The sequence below is a fragment of the Streptomyces sp. GESEQ-4 genome (assembly GCF_017948455.1).
GTDB lineage: Bacteria > Actinomycetota > Actinomycetes > Streptomycetales > Streptomycetaceae > Streptomyces.
Window position 1 is genome coordinate 172,780 of the sequence record NZ_JAFFSU010000005.1, and the last position, 16,544, is coordinate 189,323.

14 protein-coding genes are annotated in these 16,544 nt (G+C 70.8%); 5 read left to right on the top strand and 9 right to left on the bottom strand.

The window, feature by feature from the left end:
- Nucleotides 1-56 precede the first annotated feature (56 nt).
- From KCH48_RS12860 to pdhA, 3 genes are read right to left on the bottom strand one after another with little or no spacing between them, the layout of a single operon-like run.
- Nucleotides 57-1,493 carry a dihydrolipoamide acetyltransferase family protein gene (locus KCH48_RS12860; protein ID WP_210573300.1) on the bottom strand — a complete coding sequence of 479 codons (1,437 nt, stop codon included), beginning with the start codon at nucleotides 1,491-1,493 and terminating at the stop codon, nucleotides 57-59.
- 10 nt (nucleotides 1,494-1,503) lie between these two features.
- On the bottom strand, nucleotides 1,504-2,499 hold the full coding sequence (locus KCH48_RS12865; RefSeq protein ID WP_210573302.1) for an alpha-ketoacid dehydrogenase subunit beta: 996 nt from the start codon (nucleotides 2,497-2,499) through the stop codon (nucleotides 1,504-1,506).
- Nucleotides 2,500-2,501: 2 nt separating this feature from the next.
- On the bottom strand, nucleotides 2,502-3,650 hold the full coding sequence (pdhA, locus tag KCH48_RS12870; protein WP_210573304.1) for a pyruvate dehydrogenase (acetyl-transferring) E1 component subunit alpha: 1,149 nt from the start codon (nucleotides 3,648-3,650) through the stop codon (nucleotides 2,502-2,504).
- Nucleotides 3,651-4,124: 474 nt separating this feature from the next.
- Between pdhA and KCH48_RS12875 the strand changes: the two genes are divergently transcribed.
- The gene (locus KCH48_RS12875) at nucleotides 4,125-5,129 is read left to right on the top strand and encodes a phosphotransferase (protein WP_210573306.1); all 1,005 of its coding nucleotides are present in this window, start codon (nucleotides 4,125-4,127) and stop codon (nucleotides 5,127-5,129) included.
- Between the two features lie 93 nt (nucleotides 5,130-5,222).
- On the opposite strand, the gene KCH48_RS12880 is transcribed toward KCH48_RS12875, so the two are convergent.
- Nucleotides 5,223-6,782: a protein kinase gene (locus KCH48_RS12880; RefSeq protein ID WP_210573307.1), complete on the bottom strand. Its 1,560-nt coding sequence runs from the start codon at nucleotides 6,780-6,782 to the stop codon at nucleotides 5,223-5,225.
- Between the two features lie 331 nt (nucleotides 6,783-7,113).
- Between KCH48_RS12880 and KCH48_RS12885 the strand changes: the two genes are divergently transcribed.
- Nucleotides 7,114-8,751 carry a Stk1 family PASTA domain-containing Ser/Thr kinase gene (locus KCH48_RS12885; RefSeq protein ID WP_210573312.1) on the top strand — a complete coding sequence of 546 codons (1,638 nt, stop codon included), beginning with the start codon at nucleotides 7,114-7,116 and terminating at the stop codon, nucleotides 8,749-8,751.
- Nucleotides 8,752-8,896: 145 nt separating this feature from the next.
- On the opposite strand, the gene KCH48_RS12890 is transcribed toward KCH48_RS12885, so the two are convergent.
- A complete protein-coding gene (locus tag KCH48_RS12890; protein WP_210573313.1) occupies nucleotides 8,897-9,442 on the bottom strand; it encodes a bacterial proteasome activator family protein in 546 nt (181 codons plus the stop codon).
- A gap of 157 nt (nucleotides 9,443-9,599) precedes the next feature.
- Between KCH48_RS12890 and KCH48_RS42205 the strand changes: the two genes are divergently transcribed.
- A complete protein-coding gene (locus tag KCH48_RS42205; protein ID WP_307840874.1) occupies nucleotides 9,600-10,025 on the top strand; it encodes a hypothetical protein in 426 nt (141 codons plus the stop codon).
- A 61-nt stretch (nucleotides 10,026-10,086) separates the two neighbouring features.
- On the opposite strand, the gene KCH48_RS12900 is transcribed toward KCH48_RS42205, so the two are convergent.
- The gene (locus KCH48_RS12900) at nucleotides 10,087-11,067 is read right to left on the bottom strand and encodes an NAD(P)H-quinone oxidoreductase (protein ID WP_210573315.1); all 981 of its coding nucleotides are present in this window, start codon (nucleotides 11,065-11,067) and stop codon (nucleotides 10,087-10,089) included.
- 206 nt (nucleotides 11,068-11,273) lie between these two features.
- Here KCH48_RS12900 and KCH48_RS12905 point away from each other — a divergent pair, with 206 nt between their 5' ends.
- Nucleotides 11,274-12,275 (top strand): ATP-binding cassette domain-containing protein, encoded by a 1,002-nt coding sequence (locus KCH48_RS12905; RefSeq protein ID WP_210573320.1) that lies wholly within the window; start codon nucleotides 11,274-11,276, stop codon nucleotides 12,273-12,275.
- On the top strand, nucleotides 12,272-13,120 hold the full coding sequence (locus KCH48_RS12910) for an ABC transporter permease (RefSeq protein WP_210573322.1): 849 nt from the start codon (nucleotides 12,272-12,274) through the stop codon (nucleotides 13,118-13,120). The genes KCH48_RS12905 and KCH48_RS12910 overlap by 4 nt, the downstream gene beginning before the upstream one ends.
- A gap of 18 nt (nucleotides 13,121-13,138) precedes the next feature.
- Here KCH48_RS12910 and KCH48_RS12915 read toward each other — a convergent pair whose 3' ends face one another.
- From KCH48_RS12915 to KCH48_RS12925, 3 genes are read right to left on the bottom strand one after another with little or no spacing between them, the layout of a single operon-like run.
- Entirely contained in the window at nucleotides 13,139-14,236 is a 1,098-nt protein-coding gene (locus tag KCH48_RS12915) for a TrkA family potassium uptake protein (RefSeq protein ID WP_210573328.1), read from the bottom strand.
- Complete coding sequence (locus tag KCH48_RS12920) at nucleotides 14,233-15,591, bottom strand: molybdopterin molybdotransferase MoeA (protein ID WP_210573331.1); 1,359 nt, start codon at nucleotides 15,589-15,591, stop codon at nucleotides 14,233-14,235. The genes KCH48_RS12915 and KCH48_RS12920 overlap by 4 nt, the downstream gene beginning before the upstream one ends.
- Nucleotides 15,588-16,526: an NTP transferase domain-containing protein gene (locus KCH48_RS12925; protein ID WP_210573333.1), complete on the bottom strand. Its 939-nt coding sequence runs from the start codon at nucleotides 16,524-16,526 to the stop codon at nucleotides 15,588-15,590. The genes KCH48_RS12920 and KCH48_RS12925 overlap by 4 nt, the downstream gene beginning before the upstream one ends.
- Between the last annotated feature and the right edge of the window lie 18 nt (nucleotides 16,527-16,544).

The window sequence follows — 16,544 nt, forward strand, 5'->3', positions numbered from 1 at the left end:
TGCCTCGATCGAGGCAGGGCGCTCTGTCATTGCCGCCGAGGGCCGGCCCACGCGGCTCACGCCCAGGTGATCAACCTCTTCGGCTGTTCCAGAATCGCCGCCACATCCGCCAGCACCCTCGAGCCCAACTCCCCGTCCACCAGCCGGTGGTCGAAGGACAGTGCCAGTGTCGTCACCTGGCGGGGCTTGACCTTGCCCTTGTGGACCCACGGCTGGAGTTTGATCGCGCCGACGGCGAGGATCGCGGACTCTCCGGGGTTGAGGATCGGCGTGCCGGTGTCGACGCCGAAGACGCCGACATTGGTGATGGTCGCTGTGCCGCCCTGCATCGCGGCGGGGGAGGTCCTGCCTTCCCGCGCCGTCGACACCAACTCGCCCAGTGCCTCGGCCAGTTGGGGCAGCGTCTTGTCCTGCGCGTCCTTGATGTTCGGGACGATCAGGCCGCGGGGGGTGGCCGCGGCGATGCCCAGGTTGACGTAGTGCTTCTGGACGATCTCCTGGGCCGCCTCGTCCCAGGACGCGTTCACTTCCGGGTGACGCTTGATCGCGACCAGCAGGGCCTTGGCGATCAGGAGGAGCGGGTTGACCCGCAGGCCCTCCATCTCCTTGTCCTGCTTGAGCTCCTCGACCAGCTTGATCGTGCGGGTCACGTCGACCGTGACGAACTCCGTGACATGCGGCGCCGTGAACGCCGAGGCGACCATCGCCGCCGCCGTCGCCTTGCGGACGCCCTTGACGGGGATGCGGGTCTCGCGGGACGTGTCGTATGTCGGCATCGGGATCTGGGCCGGGGGTGCCGTCGACGCCGGCTCAGGGGCCTTCGGTGGTGCCACCGCCGCGTGGACGTCCTCGCGCGTGATGATGCCGTCCGGTCCGGAGGGGGTGACCGTGGCCAGGTCCACGCCCAGGTCCTTCGCCAGCTTGCGCACCGGCGGCTTCGCCAGTGGACGGTCCTGAGGGGCCGCGGAGGAGGGCGCCACAGGGGCAGGAGCCGCGGGGGCGGGAGCCGCAGGCGGCGGGGCCGCTGCCCCGTGTCCGTTCAGCTCTGTCTGGATCGCCGCCGACGCCGCCTGGACCGGGACCTCCGGGCCCTTGCGGGGGCGGCGCTTGGTCGAGGACGTGGCGACTCCGTAGCCCACCAGTACCGGCGTGCGGCCCGAGCCCGTGCTCTGCGGCTTGGGTTCTTCCGCGGGTGGTGGCGCGACCGGCGCCGCCTCCGAGGGTGCTGCCCCGCCTGCCACGTCCACCGCGATGATCGACGTGCCCACGTCCACCGTGGTGCCCTCGGGGAAGTGGAGTTCGCGGACCACGCCGTCGTAGGGGATGGGGAGCTCGACCGCGGCCTTGGCCGTCTCGACCTCGCAGACCACCTGGCCGTCCGTCACGGTGTCGCCGGGTCGCACGTACCACTTGAGGATCTCGGCCTCGGTGAGCCCCTCGCCCACGTCGGGCATCTTGAACTCGCGTACGGACGCTTCAGTCATCGTCGTCACGACCCTCTCCTCAGTACGCCAGGGCGCGGTCGACGGCGTCGAGCACCCGGTCCAGGCCCGGCAGGTACTCCTCCTCCAGGCGGGCCGGCGGATACGGGGCGTGGTAGCCGCCGACCCTGAGCACCGGGGCTTCCAGGTGGTAGAAGCAGCGCTCCGTGATCCGGGCGGCGATCTCGGCGCCCGAGCCGAAGAACACCGGTGCCTCGTGGACGACGACCAGGCGGCGGGTCTTCTCGACCGACGTCTGGATGGAGTCGAAGTCGAGCGGAGACACCGAGCGCAGGTCGAGGATCTCGAGGTTCTTGCCCTCCTCGGCGGCCGCGTCGGCGACCTCCTGGCAGAGCTTCACCATCGGGCCGTACGCGGCAAGCGTCAGGTCGGTGCCCTCGCGCACCACGCGCGCCTTGTGCAGCGGGCCGGGGATCGCCTCGGTGTTGACCTCGGCCTTGTCCCAGTACCGCCGCTTGGGCTCGAAGAAGATCACCGGGTCGTCGCTCTGGATGGCCTGCTGCATCATCCAGAACGCGTCCGAGGCGTTCGACGGGCTGACGATCTTCAGGCCCGCCACGTGCGCGAACAGGGCCTCCGGGGACTCCGAGTGGTGTTCCACCGCGCCGATCCCGCCGCCGTACGGGATGCGGATGACGACCGGGAGCTTGACCTTGCCCAACGCGCGCGCGTGCATCTTGGCGAGCTGGGTGACGATCTGGTCGTACGCCGGGAAGACGAAGCCGTCGAACTGGATCTCCACAACCGGACGGTAGCCGCGCAGGGCCAGGCCGATCGCCGTGCCGACGATGCCGGACTCGGCGAGCGGGGTGTCGATGACCCGGCTCTCGCCGAAGTCCTTCTGCAGGCCGTCCGTCACCCGGAAGACTCCGCCGAGCTTGCCGACGTCCTCGCCCATGATCAGGACCTTGGGGTCGGACTCCAGAGCGCGCCGCAGCGACTCGTTGATCGCCTTGGCCAAAGCCATGTTTTTTGACGTCACAGCTTCCGCTGCCATGATCAGGCCCCCTCTCCGTCAGCGAACGACGCCTGGTAGGCGGCGAACTGGGCTCGCTCCTCGTCGACGAGCGCATGCCCGTCCGCGTACACGTTCTCGAAGATGGCGAAGTGGTCCGGGTCCGGCATGGCACGGACCGCCTCACGCACTCGCCTGCCCAACGCTTCGCTCTCCGCTTCAAGTTCCGCGAAGAATCCCTCGTCCGCGTGGTTTGAGGCCTCGAGATAGGCGCGGAGACGGGCGATCGGGTCCTTCGCCTCCCAGGACAGCCGCTCGTCGTCGCCCCGGTAGCGGGTCGGGTCGTCGGAGGTGGTGTGGGCGCCCATGCGGTACGTGTACGCCTCGACGAGCGTCGGTCCCTCACCGCTGCGGGCCCGCTCCAGCGCCCACTTCGTCACGGCCAGACACGCCAGTACGTCGTTGCCGTCGACGCGGACGCCCGGGAAGCCGTAGCCCTGTGCGCGCTGGTAGAGCGGCACGCGGGTCTGCTTCTCGGTCGGCTCGGAGATCGCCCACTGGTTGTTCTGGCAGAAGAAGACCACCGGGGCGTTGTAGACCGCGGAGAAGGTGAAGGACTCGGCCACGTCGCCCTGGCTGCTGGCGCCGTCGCCGAAGTAGGCGATGACCGCGCTGTCGGCGCCGTCCTTGGCCACGCCCATCGCGTAGCCGGTCGCGTGCAGCGTCTGCGAGCCGATGACGATCGTGTAGAGCTGGAAGTTGTTGCTGTTGGGGTCCCAGCCGCCGTTGTTCACGCCGCGGAACATGCCGAGCAAGTTGGCCGGGTCGACGCCGCGGCACCAGGCGACGCCGTGCTCACGGTAGGTCGGGAAGACGTAGTCGTCCTCGCGGGTGGCCCGGCCGGAGCCGATCTGGGCGGCCTCCTGGCCGAGCAGCGAGGCCCACAGGCCCAGCTCGCCCTGGCGCTGCAGGGAGGTGGCCTCGGCGTCGAAGCGGCGGGTGAGCACCATGTCGCGGTACAGGCCGCGCAGGTCTTCGGGGGTGACATCGGCGACGTACGGGTCGTACTGGGCGTTCTTGACGCGCTTGCCCTCGGGCGTCAGCAGTTGAACCTGCTCGGGCTTGGTGCTCGGGGACTTCTTGGTCCCGGCGCTGCGTCGCGGCTTGCGCGCGGCAGTGCTCTCCACGGTCACGTGTGCTCCTCCGTCGGTCCGGCCCCCGGGGTTGCCGGGTTGACCAGTGCGGCTCACCTGGTCCGACACCCGTGCACGGGGTGGGTGCCACTCGGCCGGAACAGGCGTGACAGGTGCCCCGGCGAGCGCCCTGCAAGCATCACGTTACCCAGTGCTCCACATTTCTGGGAAACCCCATTTGACCTGCGATTTTGCTTGGATTTCCAAGTAAATCGGGAAGAGCCCGAAGGGGTACTGGTCACAGCCTTGCAGGAGGCCGGAGCAACGGCACGTTATCCCGCCGACCCAGGTCACCGGAAGGGTTTGTGTTCCGCCGTGTATGTGGCGCGGATTAGGCGGAGCCCGGAACGCCACTTCGAGGACGTCCTGTGACCTAAAGCGACCACTGACGACGTGCTGTGACAATGCCCAGCTCATGGGCTCGGCCGGTGCCCTAGCATCTGGCGCGTGCCGCGCCCCTGTGTACCACCCCTCGTGCCCCACGCGCCCCCGCTGGGCGCCCTGCTCCGCCAGTACGCCGCCGGTTCCGCCGTCGCCTGCGAACCCGTCGACGAGGGGCTCCTCAACCGCGGCTACCGGCTGCGCACGACCCGCGGCCGCTACTTCCTCAAGCACCACTTCGACCCCGAGACCGCCGACCCGACGGCGCTCGAACGCCGGCACCGCGCCACCCAGCGCCTCGCCGACCTCGGCGTCCCGGTGGCACCGCCCGTGGCCGCGCGCGACGGGCGGACAGTGGCGGTGGTCGGCGGCCACGCCTACGCCCTGCACCCGTGGGTCGAGGGCCGGCACCGGCACGGCGGCCAGCTCAGCGCGGAGCAGTGCGGACGGCTGGGGGCGCTGTTAGGGGTGGTGCACGCCGGCTTGGAGCGCGTGATGCCGGTGCGGAGGCGGGGACGTACGGAGCCTCCCCGCAGCGCCAACCCGACCGACACCTTCGCCCTCATCGACGACCTGCTCGCCCGCGTACGCCGCCACCGCCCCGCCGACTCCTTCGACGAACTGGCCCGGCACCGGTTGCGGGAGCGGCGCGTGCTCCTGGAGCGGCACGCGGACCGGCGCCCGCCGCGCGGAGGCTGTGTCGGCTGGGTGCACGGCGACTTCCACCCGTTCAACCTGCTCTACCAGGGGGACGCGCCCGCCGCGATCGTCGACTGGGACCGGCTCGGCGTACAGCCCCGCGCGGAGGAGGCCGTACGAGCCGCCGCGATCTTCTTCGTCCGTCCCGTCGGCACCCTCGACCTGCCCAAGGTGCGGGCGTACGCGCGCGCGTACCGGCGCACCGCCGGCGCCACGCCCTCCCAGCTCGCGGCGGCCGTGCACCGCGTGTGGTGGGAGCGTCTCAACGACTTCTGGATGTTGCGCTGGCACTACGAGCGGGGCGACACGCGCGCGGATCCCCAGTTCCCGGCCGCCTCGGCCCTCGCCGTGTGGTGGACACGGGAGTACGACGCGGTGTGCGAGGCGTTCAGCGGCTGACGTCCTGGCCTCCGCCGCAAAAAGCAGCACGCGCGCGTGCAGCCCGTTTCCGGGCCGTACGCGCGCGTGAACGCTGTCTTCCGGCGTGCCGGGTCAGCCCTCGGCGCCCGTGGTGTCACCGCCGTCGGTGCCCGTCGGCCCCCCCGACGGGGTCGGCTCTTCGGACGGCGTGAAGGACGGCGTCGGCTCCCCGGACGCGGTCGGCTCGTCGGACGGCGTGTAGGACGGCTCCGAAGAAGCCGTCTGGGACGGCGTGTAGGACGGCTCGTACGACGGCGTGTAGTTCGAACCGCCGCTCGTGTCCGAGTCGCTGTCCGTCTCCGTGTCGGTCGGCTCGTTGCTCGCCTCGTCGCTCGGCGACTCGCTGGTCTTCTGGTCCTCGGTGGTCTGCGAGGTCGTCGGCGACTGCTTGGTGCCACCGCCGCCGCCACTCCCGTCACCGCTGTTGAGCGCCAGCGCGACGCCCGCGGCGATGGCGATCACCGCGAGGACGGCGAGGATCCACAGCTTGCCGCGACCGCTGCCCCTGTTGCCGTTCCCCTCGAAACCGCCGTCGTCCCCGCCGCCGTATCCGGACGGCAGGATCTGCTGCGGGATCTGCGAGGTGCTGGAGCCGTCACTGTGATGCTGCATCACGGTGGTGCCGGCGAAGCCGCCGGCCGGGGTCTGCCGACCGTCGTGCGCGGTGACCGGGCCGGTGTTCCAGGTGCCGGTGTGGCCGCCCTGGTCGTACAGCATCTGCAGGCCGTACTGGACGAGCCCGCGCATCTCCTCGGCCGTCTGGAACCGGTCGTCCGGCTCCTTGGCCAGCGAGCGCATGACAAGGCCGTCGAGCTCCGGCGGGCAGGCGTCGGAGGCCTCGGACGGCGGCGTCGGGATGTCCTGGACGTGCTGGTAGACCACCGACAGCGGTGTCTCGCCGGTGAACGGAGGCCGCAGCGCGAGGAGTTCGTAGAGCAGGCAGCCCACTGCGTACAGGTCGGAGCGGTGGTCGACGGCCTTGCCGAGCGCCTGCTCAGGTGAGAGGTACTGCGGCGTGCCCATGACCATGCCGGTCTGCGTCATCGTCGTGGACGCGCCGTGCAGCGCGCGGGCGATGCCGAAGTCCATCACCTTCACGGCGCCGTTGTGCGTGATGATGACGTTCGCGGGCTTGATGTCACGGTGGACGATGCCGTGCTGGTGCGAGTAGGCGAGCGCCTCCAGGACGCCGGAGACGATGATCAGGGCCTGCTCGGGCCCGGGCGCCTCGGCGTTGATGAGGAGGTCGCGGATGGTGCGGCCCTCGACGATCTCCATCACGATGTACGGCACCGACTGGCCGCCCACGAAGTCCTCGCCGGAGTCGTACACGGCGACGATCGCGTGGTGGTTGAGCCCGGCCACCGACTGGGCCTCGCGTGTGAAACGGGCCTTGGAGACCGGGTCCTCGGCGAGATCGGAGCGCAGCAGCTTCACCGCCACCGTGCGGCCCAGGCGCACGTCCTCGGCCGCGAAGACCTCGGCCATACCGCCTCGGCCGAGTCTGTGGGTGAGCCGATACCGGCCATCGCCGACCAGCCCGCCATTACCCCACATCTCCGGCGCATCTGACATACCGCCGCCAGTCGCCTCGGGGTCGGACGGGCCCTGAGCGCGCTGCTGCTGTGCCATCAGTCCTCGCCGTCGTTTCTGCCCGCGGTGCGCGCGGTGTTGTTACGGTCTCCGTCGGCCACGCTACAGCCTCCACGCAAGCCTCCGGTCCGGTACGGGCTCCCGGACCGGCACGAGACGGACCGGCCATCAAACCCGTACTCCACGGTGTCGTGCAAATTCTGTGTACCGGCAGTACGGCCGCTGTAACGCTTCCGCGACGCTTCTTTCGCGTACGGTCACGGAACGGGCACCGCGCTTGACCTGTCAGTGCCGCGGGGCAGACTTGGGCCGGGAACAGGACATTGGATCACTGACTTCCGGCCGCCGGCGCCGATGGGGGACGCAGAACATGAGCCAGGACGGCGCACAGGGCCGGTACGCGGGGCGGGCGCTGGCCGGTGGCCGCTATCAGCTGCGCGACTTGCTCGGCACGGGCGGCATGGCGTCGGTGCACCTCGCGTACGACTCCGTGCTCGACCGGCAGGTCGCGGTCAAGACGCTCCACACCGAGCTGGGCCGCGAGCAGGCGTTCCGGGAGCGCTTCCGCCGCGAGGCCCAGGCCGTGGCGAAGCTCACGCACACCAATATCGTCTCGGTCTTCGACACCGGCGAGGACGATGTCGACGGCGTGACGACGCCGTACATCGTCATGGAGTACATCGAGGGCCGCCCGCTCAGCTCGGTGTTCGACGAGGACGTCCGGCAGTTCGGCGCGGTGCCCGCCGACAAGGCGCTGAAGATCACCGCGGATGTGCTGGCGGCGCTGGAGATCAGCCATGAGATGGGGCTGGTCCACCGCGACATCAAGCCGGGCAACGTGATGATGAACAAGCGCGGTGTCGTCAAGGTCATGGACTTCGGCATCGCGCGCGCCATGCAGTCCGGTGTGACGTCGATGACACAGACCGGCATGGTCGTCGGCACCCCGCAGTACCTCTCGCCGGAGCAGGCGCTGGGCCGGTCCGTGGACGCCCGCTCCGATCTGTACTCGGTCGGCATCATGCTGTTCCAACTGGTCACCGGACGGCTCCCGTTCGACGCGGACTCGCCGCTGGCCATCGCGTACGCGCATGTGCAGGAGGAGCCGGTGGCTCCGTCCTCGATCAACCGCGCCCTGCCTCCGGCCGTGGACGCGCTGGTCGCCCGCGCGCTGAAGAAGAACCCGAACGAGCGCTTCCCCAGCGCCGAGTCCATGCGCGACGAGTGCCTGCGGGTGGCCGCGTCCCTCCAGCCGGCCCCGCCGAACATCGTGCCGGGCGCGCAGACGCAGAGCGGCCAGGGCGTCGGCGCCTCGGTGTTCCCGCCGGTCGGCCAGACGCCCCCGCCGTCGGCCCCCGTCCAGACGCCGTACCAGCAGCCCCAGACCCCGAACCCGTACGGCACCCCGCCGCCGTCGATGCCGTCACCGGCGTACGGCTACCCCCAGCAGTCCGGCTACCCGACGCCCCAGCAGGCGGCGTACTCCCCGCAGCCGGGCCACTCGACCCCGCCGCCGTACACCATGTCGCCCCAGCCGCAGACCACTTCGGGCGGCGGCAGGAACAACCGGTCGGTCATCATCGGCTCGGCCGTCGTGTCCGTCGTCGCGGTGGTCGGCCTGATCGTGGCCCTGACGCTGAACAACGGCGGCACCGACGACGACGCGGGCGGCAGCGGCGGCTCGTCGGCCTCGGAATCGGCGACGAAGGCCGCCGGGTACCGGGAAGGCGACAGCACCAAGACCGTCGAGACGACCGAGTGCACCGAGCCGCGGGAGTCGTACCGGGACCCCGATCAGGTGCAGATGCCGAACCTGACGTTCAAGTACTGGCCGTCGGTCGTCGCCTGCCTCGACGCGGCCGACTGGAAGTACAAGAAGGTCGACATCAACGAGAACACGTACGGCCAGGGCACGATCATGCGGCAGACGCCCGAGGCCCGTACGGACTTCGACCCGGAGAACCCGCCGACGTTCACGTTCGAGGTCTCGACCGGCAACCCGGAGTGACGTGGCACAACTGCTACTCCGGCGGGAAGTTCAACCCCCTCTTCTGACGCCTGCGCGGCCGTTCCGCATCTCCCTGAACGACGCAGCGAAGGGCCCGGCAGCACAGGCTGCCGGGCCCTTCGCTGATCGTGGGCAGGTGGGTTGGTTACAGGTACGGTCCTCCCGAACGGCCGCCTGGCTGGCCCTCCTCGCCCGGCTCATGGCCGCCGACGCCCGGTGGGAGGGCGCGGCGCATCTGCTCCAGCTGGGCGCGTGCGGCCATCTGCTGGGCGAAGAGCGTGGTCTGGATCCCGTGGAAGAGGCCCTCCAGCCAGCCGACCAACTGGGCCTGCGCGATCCGCAGTTCCGCGTCGGAGGGGGTCGCCTCGTCCGTGAACGGCAGGGAAAGCCGCTCCAGCTCCTCGACCAGCTCGGGCGCCAGGCCGTCCTCCAGCTCCTTCACCGAGCTCGCGTGGATCTCCTTGAGCCGGACCCGGCTGGCCTCGTCGAGAGGTGCGGCGCGCACCTCCTCCAGCAGCTGCTTGATCATGCTGCCGATCCGCATGACCTTCGCCGGCTGCTCGACCATCTCGGTCACCGGGATCTCGCGGGAGTCCTCGTCCCCGTTGCCGCCACCGAGCGCCATGCCGTCCTGGCCCACGACCAGGATCTGCGGGTTCTCGGGCGACCGTTCGTTCCTCGGCATCTCCATGCCGCCATTCTCTCGCACCCGTACACCTCACCACTGAGGTGCCCCCGGTGACAGCTGATCCACCGTTTTCCAGTGCGCCTGATCTCGATATGCGCGCTTTCGACCCGTCGGCGGTACCCGGAGTGCCGGAACAGTGCGGAGATGTGAGGCTTGTTCCGTGATTCCGTGGTGGCGGGTGCTTCCGGGGCTGGTGGCGGGGCTGGTTCTGCTGCCGTTCGGAGGTGTTACGTCCGCGGCCGTCCTGTCGTACGGGGCTGTCTCGTCGTACGACATCCAGGTCGGCGCCTCCGCCTCGCCCTCCCCTTCCGATCAGCCGTCCCGGGCCGGAAGCCGGGCCGGGGAGGGGCGGGAGCGGCCGGGGCGGCAGGGTGTGGCCGAGCCGGTGGAGGAGGTGCCTCGGGCGACCCTGCCGCCTCGGCAGCCCCGGGAATCCACCACGCCGCCGCAGCCGGTGGAGCAGGCCGCCGAGGCGGAGAGCCCCGCCGAACCCGTGCTGCGGATCATGCCGCTGGGCAGCGGACTGGTCCTGATCGGGCTCGGGCTGGGGCTCGCGTTTCTCGGGCTGCGGCTGCGGCGGGGCTGAGCCTGTCCGGCACACCGGTGCTGCGGCTGCGGCGAAGCTGAGTCTGTCCGGCGCACCGGTGCTACGGCACTACGAGCAGCACCTTGCCGACGTGGCCGCTCTCCTCGACCACGCGGTGGGCGGCGGCCGCGTCGCTCATCGGGATCTCGCGGTCGACGACCGGACGGACGTGGCCGGCGTCGAGCAGGGGCCAGACGTGTTCGCGTACGGCCGCGACGATCGCCGCCTTCTCGCCGAGCGGGCGGGCGCGCAGCGAGGTCGCGCTGATCGCGGCGCGCTTGCCCAGCAGTGCGGCGATGTTCAGCTCGCCCTTGATCCCGCCCTGCATGCCGATGATCGCGAGCCGGCCGTTGACAGCGAGGGCCTGGACGTTGCGGTCGAGATACTTGGCGCCCATGTTGTCGAGGATGACGTCCGCGCCCGCGCCGTCGGTGGCCTTCTTGACCTCCTCGACGAAGTCCTGCTCGCGGTAGTTGACCAGGATGTCCGCGCCCAGATCGGCACAGCGCCGCAGCTTCTCCTCGGTGCCCGCGGTGACGGCGACCTTGGCGCCGACGGCCTTGGCGAGCTGGATCGCCATGGTGCCGATACCGCTGGAGCCGCCGTGCACGAGGAGGGTCTCGCCGGGACGCAGGTGGGCGATCATGAAGACGTTCGACCAGACCGTCGCGGTCACCTCGGGCAGTGCGGCGGCCTGCACCAGGTCGAGGCCCCGCGGCACGGGCAGCAGCTGACCGGCCGGGACGGCGACCTTCTCGGCGTAGCCGCCGCCCGCGAGCAGCGCGCACACCTCGTCGCCGACCGCCCAGCCGGAGACACCGGGGCCGACCGCGGTGATCCGCCCGGAGCATTCGAGGCCGGGGTAGGGGGAGGCGCCGGGCGGCGGGTTGTAGAAGCCCTGGCGCTGCAGGATGTCGGCCCGGTTGACCGCGCCGGCCGCCACCTCGACCAGCACTTCGCCCTCGCCGGGCACCGGATCGGGGACCTCGTGCCACACCAGCGCCTCGGGCCCACCAGGTTCGGGAATCGTGATCGCGTACATGGGCAGGACGCTACTCCCCTCTCCCTCTCTTCCCCGGGCTCCGGCCCTCTGCCGCTACGCCCCCGGACCGGTGCGCCTACGTCGCTGGACCGGTCCGCTTCGGTCCTTCGACCGGTCCGCCGGGAAATCCCTGTGCGGCACCGATGAGTTTGAGGGACGGTAAAGGTCTCCCCATGCGTAGCCCACGAACGCGGAAGGAAACCACCATGAGCCAGCAGAGCTCAGGCCTGGCCATCGAGACCGCGGGCCTGGTGAAGACGTTCGGCGAGACCAGGGCCGTGGACGGCGTCGACCTCGCCGTCCCGGCCGGCACGGTCTACGGCGTCCTCGGTCCGAACGGCGCCGGCAAAACCACCACTGTGAAGATGCTCGCCACCCTCCTGCGGCCCGACGGCGGCCAGGCCCATGTCTTCGGGCACGATGTCGTGCGCGAGGCCGACGAGGTGCGCGGCCGGGTCAGCCTCACCGGTCAGTACGCGTCCGTGGACGAGGACCTCACCGGAACCGAGAACCTGGTTCTGCTCGGCCGTCTTCTCGGGCACCACAAGAAGGCCGCCCGGGACCGTGCCGCGCAGCTTCTGGAGGCCTTCGGGCTGACGGACGCGGCCGGAAAGCAGGTCAAGAACTACTCGGGCGGCATGCGGCGCCGTATCGACATCGCCGCGTCCATCCTGAACACCCCCGAGCTGCTGTTCCTCGACGAGCCGACGACCGGGCTCGACCCGCGCAGCCGCAACCAGGTCTGGGACATCATCCGCGCGGTGGTCTCCCAGGGCACGACCGTGCTGCTGACCACGCAGTATCTGGACGAGGCCGACCAGCTGGCGTCCCGGATCGCCGTGATCGACAAGGGCAAGGTGATCGCGGAGGGCACCAAGGGCGAGCTGAAGGCGTCCGTCGGCGCCGGGTCCGTCCATCTGCGTCTGCGTGACGCGGCACAGCGCCCGCAGGCCGAGCAGGTGCTGCGGCTGGCCCTGGACGCGGACGTGCAGCTGGAGCCCGATCCGGTGGCGCTGACCGCGCGCGTGGGCGGCGGCGCGGCCAACGGACAGGGCGCCGCCGAGCAGGCGGCCCGGGCACTCGCCGAGCTCGCCCGCGGCGGCGTCATCGTCGACAACTTCTCGCTGGGCCAGCCCAGCCTGGACGAGGTCTTCCTCGCCCTCACCGGACACGACACCCACGAGCCGAAGGACAAGGTGTCAGCATGAGCACCGCGACCACCCCCGAGACCAAGGAACTCGCCCCCGTCAGCGCCGAATCGCTGGCCGCGCTGCTCGTCGCCGGCGAACGGCCGCCGAGGCCCAGCGCCCTGTCGGCCTCCCTCACCTTCGGCTGGCGGGCGATCCTCAAGATCAAGCACGTTCCCGAGCAGCTCTTCGACGTCACCGCGTTCCCGATCATGATGGTGCTGATGTACACGTACCTGTTCGGGGGCGCCCTGGCAGGGTCCCCGAAGGAGTACATCCAGTTCCTGCTGCCCGGCATCCTGGTGATGTCGGTCGTGATGATCACGATGTACACGGGCGTCTCGGTGAACACGGACATCGAGAAGGGTGTCTTCGACCGCTTCCGCTCGCTGCCCATCTGGCGGCCGTCGGTGATGGTCGGCTATCTGCTCGGCGACGCCCTGCGGTACACCATCGCGTCCATCGTGATGCTCACCGTCGGCATCATCATCGGCTACCGCCCGGACGGCGGGGTCGGCGGCGTACTCGCCGGGATCGCCCTGCTCGTCGCCTTCTCGTTCGCGTTCTCGTGGGTCTGGACGATGTTCGGGCTGATGCTGCGCTCCGAGAAGTCGGTGATGGGCGTCAGCATGATGGTGATCTTCCCGCTGACGTTCCTGTCCAATGTCTTCGTCGACCCGAGCACCATGCCGGGCTGGCTCCAGGCCTTCGTCAACAACAGCCCCATCACCCACCTTTCGTCGGCGGTGCGCGGACTGATGGCAGGCGACTGGCCGACCGACGAGGTCGCCTGGTCGCTGGGCTGGGCGGGCCTGTTCGTGCTGGTCTTCGGGCCGATCACGATGCGGCTGTACAACCGCAAGTGAGCCGTTTCGGACGGCGATTCAGTCCTGCGGCAGCGGGCGGACGTCGGGTGCGACATGCGTACCCGGCGTCGCCCGCACAATGGTGATCAGCCGGTCCGTCAGCTCCAGCGTCCCGATGGCGGGATCGTCGTATCCGAGCACCCGATGCCCGCGTACGACACTCACCACCAAGTCCTCCGTCTGCCGTGGGCTCTTGCCCACCTCGGCCTTTATGACGGGCCGTTCGATGATGTCGAGCCCGCTGCCCTGCTGGATGAGGTCCTCCATCACCATGCCGGCGGCGGGGCTGAGTACCGAGAGGCCGAGCAGCCGGCCGGCCGCGCTGGCGCTGGTGATGACCGCGTCGGCGCCGGACTGCTTCAGCAGCGGTGCGTTCTCCTCCTCCCGCACCGCGGCCACGATCTTGGCAGCGCGGTTGAGCTGCCGGGCCGTCAACGTGACCAGGACGGCCGTGTCATCGCGCTGCGTCGCGATGATGACCTTCCGCGCCTTGTGCACCTCAGCCCGCTTCAGCACATCGCTGCGTGTCGCGTCGCCCACGATCCCCGCATACCCCTCGGCCGTCGCGGCGTCGATCGCCTTGGAGCTGGGGTCGACCACAACAACCTGCTCCGCCTTGACCCCCGACGCGCACACGGTCTGGATCGCCGAGCGCCCCTTCGTCCCGAATCCGACGACAACAGTGTGATCACGCAAGGTGGACCTCCAGCGGGCCAGGCGCCATTCGTCCCGGGTCCGTTCGGTGAGGACCTCGAGGGTGGTGCCGACCAGGATGATCAGGAACATCACGCGCAGTGGCGTGACGACGAAGATATTGGTGAGCCGGGCGGCATCGCTGACCGGGGTGATGTCGCCGTATCCGGTGGTGGAGAGGGTGACGGTCGCGTAGTACCAGGCGTCGAGAAAGTCGACGGAACCGTCGGAGTTGTCGTTGTAGCCCCCGCGGTCGGCATAGACGAGCAGCGCGGTCACCACCAGGACCAGCAGGGCCAACGCCAGCCGCTTGGCGACCTGCCGAAAGGGGTGCGTCACCACCTTCCGCGGAAGCCTCACCCGATGGGTTGTCAGATGTTCACCCGCCTCGCGGGCGATCACGTCATGGCCCGGTTGTTTCACGTGAAACACACCTCGATACCGGCGAACGCCCAGGGCAGATCGAGCAGTTCCACCTCCTGCCCCGGTCGGGCACCGCCCGGTGGTACGACGGCCAGCGCGTCGGCCGCCGCGATGCCCCGCAGCATCGCCGGGCCGTTGTAGTGCAGCGGAACAGCACTGTCGACGCGCAGCGCCACGGGGATGAGCCGGGTGTCGTACGGATGCCCGTGCGCCGCGTCCTGGAGCGGCAACGCCAGCGGCTCGGGGGCGGGACGGGCGGCGAGGGTGCGCAGCAGCGGTTCGGCGAGCGTGAGCAGGCCGGAGACGGCCGCGAGGGGGTTGCCGGGCAGGCCGACTAGGTGCTGGTCGTCCTTGATACGGGCCAGCAGCATGGGGTGGCCGGGGCGCACCTCGACGCCGTTGACCAGCAGCTCCGCGCCGATACGGCTCAGAGTGGGGTGGACGTGGTCGACGGGGCCGGAGGCGGTGCCGCCGGTGGTGACGATCAGGTCGGCGTCGGAGGAGGTGATGGCCTTGCGCAGGGCCTTCGCGTCGTCGCCGATCCGGCGCACCGCGATGACCTCGGCGCCAAGCCCTCGCAGCCAGGGGGGCAGCATCGGGCCGAGCGCGTCCCGGATCAGCCCGTCGTGCGGCAGCCCTTCCGTCAGCAACTCGTCGCCGAGGATCAGGACTTCGGCGCGGGGGCGGGGGACCGCGGTGACGGTGTCGTATCCGGCCGCCGCGGCGAGCCCGAGCACGGCCGGGGTGACCAGGGTGCCGACGGGGAGGAGTTGGTCGCCGGTACGGCATTCCTGGCCGCGTGGGCGGATGTCCTGGCCGTGGCCCACCTCGCGGGTCGCGTGCAGGCGGCCCTGGGTGTCCGTGCGGCCGTGCTCGCTGCGGATGACGGCGGTGGTGTCCAGGGGGATGCGGGCACCGGTGGCGATCCGGACGGCCTCGCCGTCGGTGAGCGGTTCGGGCTCGGCGTGCCCGGCCAGCACGCCCTCGTCGCGTACGTCCCAGGGTCCGGGCCCGGCGACCGCCCAGCCGTCCATCGCGGAGGTGTCGAACGAGGGCAGGTCGGTGAGGGCGGTGAGGGGAGCGGCCAGGGTGAGGCCGAGGGCGGCGTCGAGGGTGACGGAGACGGGGGCGCGGCGGGCCCCCGAGCGGCCCGCGCGCTCGGCGATCCTCCGAGCCTCGGACCATGGCGTGGCCTGGTGGCGAGGGTGTGCCGAGGATGCCGGGGACGCCGCGGCACTCTGCGGGGCGGGCACGGCGTGGTCCTCACGACCGCTGTCTTCCTTCACGAGGGCCAGCACCTCCTCGACGTCGAATTCCTCGGCGTCGTCGCCGGTCCGGACGGAGCGGGCGGTCATCCGGCGTCCGGGGTGCGGTCGGGTTCGCCGGCGCTCGAGGTACTCCCGGGCTCGGCGGCCTCCTTCGCGGCGTCTGTCTCGGCCTCTTCGGCCCAGCGCAGCGCCAGCGCGGCGGCCTTGCGCGCGGCCTCCGCGACGGCTTCGGGGCCTCCTCCGGCCTGCGCCGCCGCGTAGCCGACGAGGAAGGTGGTCAGCGGCGCCGCGGGCCTGGCCACTCCGTGGGCGGCGTCGCGCGCTAGGTCGAGCAGGACGCCTTTGTCGACGTCGAGGTCGAGGCCCAGCTCGTCCTTGACTGCGGAAATCCATTCATCCAACACGTGCCCATGCTCCCTGATACGTGCCCTGGCAGTGGCGATGTCGTCCCAGGTGTCGCAGTCGAAGGACGCGACGGGGTCCGGGACGCGGGTGAGGTCGAGCCCGCCGGTCAGCCGGCGCAGAGGCAGACCGGTGAGGCCGCCGTGCTCCCGGGTGAGCGCGGCCAGCCCACGGCGCAGCGCCCGCGCCTGGTAGGCCGCCACCAGCGGCTGGTCGCGGCCGTCGGGGTCGGTCAGGACCGCGCCGTCGGCGGAGCCGTCCCACAGCGTCGCCAGCAGCCGCCCGACGGTCCGCTCGCCGAGGAACGGCAGATCGGCGGAGAGTACGACGACGTACGGAGCCGTGGTGTGCCGCAGCCCGGCGTCGAGCGCGGCGAGCGGTCCGCCGCCGGGAGGGTCCTCGCGGGCCCAGGTCACGGCCCGCACGGTGGGGCGGGGATCGGCGACGACGACGGTGCTCCGCGCCCCGGCGCAGGCCGTCAGCACCCGGTCGAGCAGCGCCCGCCCGCCGACCCGCACCCCGGGTTTGTCCACACCGCCGAGCCGGCGTGCGGCGCCGCCGGCGAGGACGACGGCGTCGTACGCGGCGCCGGGTTCGCTGGAGGGCTCGTACGCGGTCACTCCCCGAGTATGCGTGCC